This is a genomic window from Dysgonomonas sp. 521 (genome assembly GCF_010501055.1).
GTDB lineage: Bacteria > Bacteroidota > Bacteroidia > Bacteroidales > Dysgonomonadaceae > Dysgonomonas.
Genome location: NZ_QVMO01000107.1, coordinates 1 through 8,360, shown reverse-complemented (window position 1 = coordinate 8,360; position 8,360 = coordinate 1). Strand labels below are relative to the sequence as shown.

The following is an 8,360-nucleotide window of genomic DNA, read 5'->3' as shown; positions in this document are numbered from 1 at the left end:
ACTCTGCACTGTCTTTCCTCCTATTTCCATCCGGCAGGCAATGCTAACGGTCTTTTTCCGGTTGCCCAGCTCATCTTCCTCCAGAGCCAGGTCGGCAGGAGGTGTGTAGCTGTAGGTGCCGGCATTGGTACCTGTTACCGTTTGGCCGTCTATCATCCACTGGTACGATGTAGGTGTGCCGTCTTCGTGCGAAGCGGTCAGTTCCATTGTCTGGTAGGTGAACATATAAGGGATGCAGCTCTCTACTGTGGCTTTAGGGTCTATTGCGAGCACCTCGTCTTTTATGCAGCGGACGGAGAGTCCGTTACCTTTCAAAATATCGTCTACCACTCTACCCGCATAATCTTCATATATACCGTAAGCACATGCGTTATAGTCATAAGTAGACGTTGTGGAGGTCCACCAAATACCACTGATTCCTTTACCATACATACCCCCTTCATACACATATCTACCACCGAGTGCTTGCAAAAACAAGGCGTCAGCCACCTTATAACCGCAAATATTTTCTTCTCCAAAAGAGCCTAGTCGAGTCCATTCACTACCAAAAGATTCGGAGGTTATTTCACCTTTATATAGTTCCCATTGTTTCTGGCTCGGAACTTTCCAGCCTGTGGGACAAGGATTGTTTGATGGTTTTGTCCATGTAGGATTGAAATCTTGTGACCCATTGCCCCAAAGTACAGGATCGTCATGGCTAAACCAGTTTGGAAAACCTTGTATAAAATCCGAATGTCCCGGAGGTGCTACATCAGATTCGGTTGAGGTAATACCGCTTGTTATTTTCTCGTGACCGTCCTTAGGTCGTCCCCATTGGTAGAAGTCACCCTGACAATTACAAGGGTCGGTTTCATTTTCTGCACCCAGGTTTACATGAGAATAAGCTATTTTTATCAGGTCGGTAACAGGGGCGCCGATATTGTTTTCTCCATCAAATCCATCTTTCCATACATTCACATATATAGGCTGCAAGTCGCGTATGCCATCGCCATCCTTATCTTCGTCCGGCACATGTACCACCAGCACATCGTAGTTTGCACTCTGCACTGTCTTTCCTCCTATTTCCATCCGGCAGGCAATGCTAACGGTCTTTTTCCGGTTGCCCAGCTCATCTTCCTCCAGAGCCAGGTCGGCAGGAGGTGTGTAGCTGTAGGTGCCGGCATTGGTACCTGTTACCGTTTGGCCGTCTATCATCCACTGGTACGATGTAGGTGTGCCGTCTTCGTGCGAAGCGGTCAGCTCCATTGTCTGGTAGGTGAACATATAAGGGATGCAGCTCTCTACTTTTGCATTCTTATCTTCCGTTACAGGGTTGGATGGTTCTGTTGTACAGCGTGATATCCATTTTTGCCCGTTCCAGAACTCAAGGCAGTTGATTGTTGTGTTAAAGATAGTTAGTCCTTTGGCCAGAGTTGCGGCATAAGTCTTAACTCATTAGAATTTAGTAATGAAAGAAACGAACTCAATCTATTATCGGATTCGATAGATTTTGTTTGTCAAAAGATGATTCATTTATATGATAATACTCCCGATAAAAATAATAAGATGGTATGGGAGAGTGGAATCGCGATCGCTTATATCAATCTGGTAGTGGCAGAAACGATACGGACTGACCCTGATTGGAATAAGGTATCGAAGTATATAGAAAAAGTTGAATCTTTCAATATTCCTGTTAACAATAATATGGCTTATCTCCATTATCTTCATAGAAAAAATGTAGCTTATTCTAGACAAGGGAAATACCAACTTTCAATCAAAGGTCTTTTGGAGCTTTTAGAAATATTAAATTATTCTATCGAACGTTCCGAAACAGACCACGCTCAACGTTTCGAGGTTCTACAGCAGATAACTTACCTGGCTCTGGCAAAGAATTATGAAGCAATAGGGGACTATAAAGAAGCATATAAATATAAGGTGCTGGAAACAGAAAAAATTACAGGACAGGCAAAAAAAGAGATGTATAAAGTTATAAAAGAGGTGGAGACCAAGTATGATGTCAAAGCCAAAGTACGTGAAATAGAAGTTTTGAGAGAACAAAACCTTTATCAACAAAAGATTCGCTATCTGTTTGGAGGAATCAGCCTCTTGCTTTTGGTTATTCTCTCTATACTGATCTATTTATTTAAAGTAAAGTGTAAAGCCGCTTTGAAGGATATGGAGATTATCCAGATGGAAAAAGATGAGATTGAATTGCAGATTAGCCTTAAAGAGGAACAAGCCAGACTTGCAGAACTGGAGAAATACAAAACCTTATCAGAAATGCGATTGATTCGATTAGAGGCAGAAGGTAAAGAAATGGAACTGGTAAGTTTGAGAAAAAGTAAAGAGGAACTGGATAAACAGATAGAATTATATAGCTCTGACTTGGAACGCTATGAAGCATTAATAGCCGAAAACAAAGAGAGAAAAATGACAGAACTCCTGATAGAGGAATTGGTCACATTTATAAACAGGAAATTGGCGAATCGTAAAGATGAGTACATCTCTAAATTAGAACGTATAAATGATAAATTCATAGAAAAGCTTTCGACAAGCAATATATCAAAGACCTACATAAAATATTGTATCTGTTTTGTCATAGACATGGATATGAAAGAAACAGCTCAATTCTTTTCTGTGGAAGTAAGTTCGGTACATGTGATGAGATACAGGCTGAAAAGCAAACTAAATTTAGGCAACGAAATGGATTTGAATTTTTATTTGTGTAACATGTTGCAAGATTCTGTGTCGTGAAATTATGATAAGAATAAGAGAAATTATTCGGGGAAAAGAGAAAAAAGATAGTTGATATGTATATTTGTAGTTGAAAAGTCGTTCTTTGTAATTTGTGCAAGAAGTGGTGAAAGAAAGCGATTCGCTCATTTCTAAATCGTTACCTGTGGGTGGATGTGTTTTTGTAAGTTGCTGACATTTAGACGGGAAAAGAAAATCTTGTGTCTTGCCAGTATGACAGCTTACCGGCTTATCGATCCCGCAGATTGCAGCAATCTCCTTGAAATAGCAGTTGAATTAATTTTTTGGTCTATTTATCAGACGATTAAGAAGAGTGAGTTTCAGAGAGGTAACGAGTTAGTAACAGTTCTTTTGACTGGTGTTTACTTCATTTTGCATCTTTACCAGATAACTCTTGTGCAAAGATATATTTTTTTAATTAATTCTTCTGATATACGGATATGGAATTCTATAGCGCAACCGTTCCCTATTTTGCGGATATATAGATTAGTAATGTGTTGTTTCGTAAGAGGCTCAAAGTTTATTATGTCTTCTTTAAATTTTATTTTTTTTACACAAAAAAAGTTTATGAAATAATATGCAAAAAAAAAAAATAGATTTATACAAAAAAATCACATTTTAGGTGAAAGCCAGTCAATATACTAATTATCTATCTTTTGCTTTTCCCTATAAACTGCTTAATATTCTTATTCGAACCATAAATAACCAGGATATCATCTTTTTCGAGTACCGTATCCGGTTTAGGTATATCCTGTACATCCGCAACGATCCTTGTCTTCCCTATAATACTCTGTTCTTCCACATTTTTTACGATTGTCAGCACAAGTATATTATATTCTTTCCTGAATCCTACTTCCTCTATACTTCTTCCGATAAAGATATCCGGTACAATAACTTCGACAATGCTATAATTCTTGTTCAGTTCAAAAGAATCCACCATTCCCCGAAGAGTAAGTTTCTTTGCCCACCTCTCCGCCGTTTCCTCCTCGGGGCGGACGATTTCGTTTACTCCGATTGCCTGTAACACATTTTCATGTAAAGGATTCAATGATCTTCCGATAAGCCGTTTTACATTCATATTCTTAAACATGGCCGTAGCCATAATATTGGCGCCCTGGTCTTCCCCGATACAGATAATGACGACGTCTGTATTTCTCAGCGGTAACGTTTCTACTGCTGAAGCATCTTTTACATCCAGACAAACCACATGGGTTATTTTATCCTTTAGTTCATTGACACGCTGCATCTTGGAATCTACACCGATTACCTCATTGCCCTGTGCCACCAGTTTCTCGGCAAGAGACGAACCGAAAACGCCCAGTCCTACAATTATATATTTCATAGTAAGTGTTTTTTTTAATTGATTAATATTTCTTCCGACGGATATGTATAATTGGATAATCTTACCTGCTTAAAGAACGCTATAAGCAGTGTCAGGGTCGTTACACGGCCGATAAACATAAGGACTATCAGCACCAGTTTACTTGCCGGACTTAATCCGGATGTTATGCCCAGACTTAATCCGACGGTGCTGTATGCCGAAACAGCTTCGAATATTATATCCAGCATCCTTAAACTTTCATCAAAGTATGAAATAAGCAAGGAGCCTGTTCCCAATACAATAAATGAAAGGGTAATCACAGCAAAAGCCCGCCTGACGGAAATATCCGCTATCTCACGGCTATATACCTCTATGTTTTTCCGGCCTTTGGCTAAACTGATAAAATTAAGTATAGCTATGGCAAAGGTACTGGTTTTAATACCACCACCCGTTGATGCAGGAGATGCGCCTATCCACATCAGTATAATAATAATAACTAATGATGACAAATGTAACTGATTAAAGTCAATAGAATTAAAGCCTGCTGTCCTTGGGGTGGTCGCCGTAAACAATGCCGTGACAGCTTTGCCTATGCCCTGATGAGACTCCAATACATTATTATACTCGTTTATGAAAATCAGAATTGTGCCACCAATAATCAGGGAAAACGTCGTAATCAGATTTATCTTACTCCCCAGTTTCATTACCCATGGCTTGTAAACATCCTTTTTATGATTAAAAATCTGCCGGAATATTCTGCGGATAAGATGTTTCAGATATTTCAGCAGGTTTATAACAATTGGAAATCCCAATCCACCAAGAACAAATAAAAAGATAAGGCTTAGCTGGAAGCTATAATTAGCGACATATCCTGTTTCCATAATACCATGGGGCAGGGTCGAAAAACCGGCATTACAGAACGCAGAAACGGAATGGAAAACTGAAAAATAGATCCGCTCCCCTAAAGAAGGTATCAAAGCCGGGCTCAGGCAGGTAAAAATAAAAAAGGCGCCAACCGCTTCGATACCAAGGGTTATTATCAATATGCGCTTCAAGGTTTTAAATATATCGTCTATCTTATCTATATTGGAGATATCGCCCATCGCCAGTTGGTCTTCGAAGGAAGAGCCTCCTTTAAAGAAGTAGCTGAAATAGCTGGCAAATGTCAATATGCCCAATCCCCCGCATTGAATAAGTAGCATGATGATTGTCTGCCCAAAAACAGTAAAGTCTTTGCTGGTATCCAACGCGACAAGGCCTGTTACACATACGGCACTGGTAGATGTAAAAAGAGAATCTATAATACTGATATTATGTATCGTAGATATAGGTAAAAGCAGAAGGACTGTACCTGTAAAAATCAGACCTAAAAAACTAAGGACAAACAAACGGGCAGGATTTAATCCAATATACTTTATCCGCGAAAACATTGCCTATAATTAAAGATTCATTTAGATTAGCGCATCCAAATATGGTGGAAAATTATTAAGAGGAAAAATAATTACATATATTTCTTCATTTTATTCTCTCAAAATATACTTTTGTTTCATCCGTCTTCAACCGTTCACCTATCCATTCCCTGACTTTTTTCTGGTCAGTATTGTTCAGGTAACGATTGTAGGAGAAGATAACAATACCTGTTTTTTCAGGTTTGATGCTATCTTTTCGGTATACATAGGTGTCCGAATAAGAACAGGAAGTTATCTGTGGATAAAGGACTTTTATCTCCGACAGCAGTTGATTGCCTATCGCCGGTCGATTTTGTATGCTGTCAGATTGACGCCGGCTTTCGGTTATTAAACTGTTGAGGCGGCTTATTTCCTGTTTGAGGGATGCCTCTTTGGCAAGTGACTTGTCCTGATTAGGGATATTTACATTTATAGCCAGTCCCTGTTCCACAGATATTTTCGCATCTTTCAGATAAAAATCATTGGCTTTACTTATAATAGTATCTTTATCGCCATCTGTCAGGGAAGACCCGCCGTAAATCAGCTTAATTTCCCTTTTAGGTGCATTCACTTCACTTCGGAGAAGATAATTCCCCCTGTATATGCTGATATTTTGTGTATATAACTGGGCGTTTGCTTTAAATTTCTCATCCTGGGCAAGGCGATATCCCAGGTATATACTTGGCAGGATAGTGATGATTATTATTGCGGAAATTATCTGATTTATCCTTTTCTTACGGATATCACTTATCTGGCTGTTACGGATCGGAAATTTAAGGAATTGGGATATTATTGCCGATGCAAAAGCAATACAGACAGTATTTATGGTAAACAGATAAAATGCCCCATAAAAGAAAGTGAACTGCCCTGTAGCCAGTCCGTATCCGGCAGTACACAAAGGAGGCATTAACGCTGTGGCAATGGCTACGCCGGGTATCACATTTCCTTTTTGCTTGCTGCTGATGGCAATAATTCCTGCCGAACCTCCGAATAATGCAATCAATACATCATAAATTGTAGGGCTGGTCCGTGCCAGTATCTCCGAATAGGCAGTCGTTACAGGAGTTATGGCAAAATACAATGTAGAAGTAATCAAACTGGCTAAAACAGCAAATCCGAAGTTTTTTAATGACTGCTTAAAAAGCAGAGAATCATATACAGCTATACTATAACCCATTCCGGTAATTGGCCCCATAAGGGGAGATATAAGCATAGCTCCGATAATAACTGCCGGAGAGTTTGTATTCAGTCCTACAGAAGCTATTATTATTGCACAGACCAATATCCAAAGGTTTGTACCTTTAAATACAATTCCTTGTTTTATTGATTCATGTACTTCATTATAATCTTCTATCTGTCCCTGGAGACTGATTATTTTCAAAAGTTTTCGAAGCATGGCAATTTGAGACTTTATTTTCTGTTTAAAACAAAATAACCGATAACTCCACCAATAATGGATGCTGCAAATATACCAATCTTAGCCTGAACAAGATGTATTTCATCGTTAAAAGCCAGCGAAGTAATAAACAGGGACATAGTAAAACCAATGGAAGCCAATAATCCGACACCAAATAAATTTCTATAGTTCATGCCCTCGGGTAACGGGGCAACCTTTAGTTTGACCAGTAATAATGTAAAACCAACTACTCCGGCTACCTTACCCAATAATAAACCTAAAGCTACCCCGATTGCTATGTTTGTACTGAAAAGAGATTCGATCTCTATATCGATTACGGAAACTCCCGCATTTGCCAAAGCAAACAGAGGTATGACCACAAAAGTAACAAACGGATGCATGCCATATTCCAATCGCTGTAAAGGAGGTATTGCCGCATCTGTATCTTCTTTTATATGCTGGAGGGTATACAACTGCTCATCTGTCAGTGTCGGAATATTATTGGGGTCGATGTCTTTGAAACGTTTTAGCTTCTGCTGTATTTTACTGATGTACGAATCTTCCTGTAAAACCACATCTGCCGGAATCATAAATGCGGCCAGAACGGCAGCTATCGTTGCATGTACGCCTGATAGTAGAAAAGCGATCCAGACACCGCCTATCCCCAGAATAGCGTAGAAGACAATATTTCTCACTCCCAGCTTATTTGCCAGAAACATGGCCAAAACAAATCCCAATCCGATAGCGAGGCTCGTAAAAGATATATCGGAGGTGTAGAAAAAAGCGATAACCAGTACAGCCCCTAGATCATCGACTATAGCCAGTGCAGTAAGGAAAATTTTCAGCGATAAAGGGACTTTATCTCCCAGAAGATATAATATTCCCAGAGCGAATGCAATGTCCGTTGCCATGGGTATGCCCCATCCCTGATGGGCGACTCCGGAAGGGTTAAATAACAGATAAATTAATGCCGGAACCACCATTCCTCCAATAGCTGCAACAATGGGAAGGATTGCTTTACGGGGATTAGATAGTTCACCTCCTATAATCTCCCTTTTCAATTCAAGGCCTACCACAAAGAAGAACATGGCCATCAGCCCGTCGTTTATCCAGTGGTGGATGCTGTATTCCAGATATTTTTCGCCATTGAATATAAAACCCAACTTCTGCTCGAAGAAATGAAGATAGGGTTCCGACCATGGAGAATTTGCTAATATCAAGGCAATAAGTACGCTTATTCCCAGTACGATGCCTCCTGATTTTTGCTGGTGGGCGAATCTTTGGACGGGGATGATTAGTTTATCAATGGGTGTTTGATTGTTCTCTTTCATTCACTCGTTTTATTAAGTTATTTTTGACCTATTTTATTTAGTACATGACAAAAAATCTATTTTACTGACAATCAGCAAAATAGATGGTTGATTTTTTGGATAAGACCTTGATTTTTAGTATCTTGTAAAGA

6 protein-coding genes are annotated in these 8,360 nt (G+C 39.4%); 1 reads left to right on the top strand and 5 read right to left on the bottom strand.

The window, feature by feature from the left end; all coding sequences use genetic code 11:
- A partial coding sequence (locus D0T84_RS19580; RefSeq protein ID WP_163309542.1) for an FISUMP domain-containing protein occupies positions 1-1,245 on the bottom strand: 1,245 nt, incomplete at its 3' end.
- Between the two features lie 258 nt (positions 1,246-1,503).
- On the opposite strand from D0T84_RS19580, the gene D0T84_RS19575 reads away from it, so the two are divergent.
- The gene (locus D0T84_RS19575; RefSeq protein WP_163309541.1) at positions 1,504-2,733 is read left to right on the top strand and encodes a hypothetical protein; all 1,230 of its coding nucleotides are present in this window, start codon (positions 1,504-1,506) and stop codon (positions 2,731-2,733) included.
- Positions 2,734-3,382: 649 nt separating this feature from the next.
- Here the strand turns inward: D0T84_RS19575 and D0T84_RS19570 are convergent.
- The 4 genes from D0T84_RS19570 to nhaA all read right to left on the bottom strand — a co-directional run bounded on the left by D0T84_RS19570 (position 3,383) and on the right by nhaA (position 8,229).
- Positions 3,383-4,075, bottom strand: coding sequence for a TrkA family potassium uptake protein (locus tag D0T84_RS19570; protein ID WP_163309540.1), 693 nt, complete (start codon positions 4,073-4,075; stop codon positions 3,383-3,385).
- Between the two features lie 14 nt (positions 4,076-4,089).
- A complete protein-coding gene (locus tag D0T84_RS19565; RefSeq protein ID WP_163309539.1) occupies positions 4,090-5,484 on the bottom strand; it encodes a TrkH family potassium uptake protein in 1,395 nt (464 codons plus the stop codon).
- A gap of 85 nt (positions 5,485-5,569) precedes the next feature.
- Complete coding sequence (locus D0T84_RS19560; RefSeq protein WP_255495481.1) at positions 5,570-6,883, bottom strand: DUF389 domain-containing protein; 1,314 nt, start codon at positions 6,881-6,883, stop codon at positions 5,570-5,572.
- Positions 6,884-6,912: 29 nt separating this feature from the next.
- Positions 6,913-8,229, bottom strand: a complete 1,317-nt coding sequence (gene nhaA / locus D0T84_RS19555) for a Na+/H+ antiporter NhaA (RefSeq protein WP_163309537.1) — start codon at positions 8,227-8,229, stop codon at positions 6,913-6,915.
- Positions 8,230-8,360: the final 131 nt, after the last annotated feature.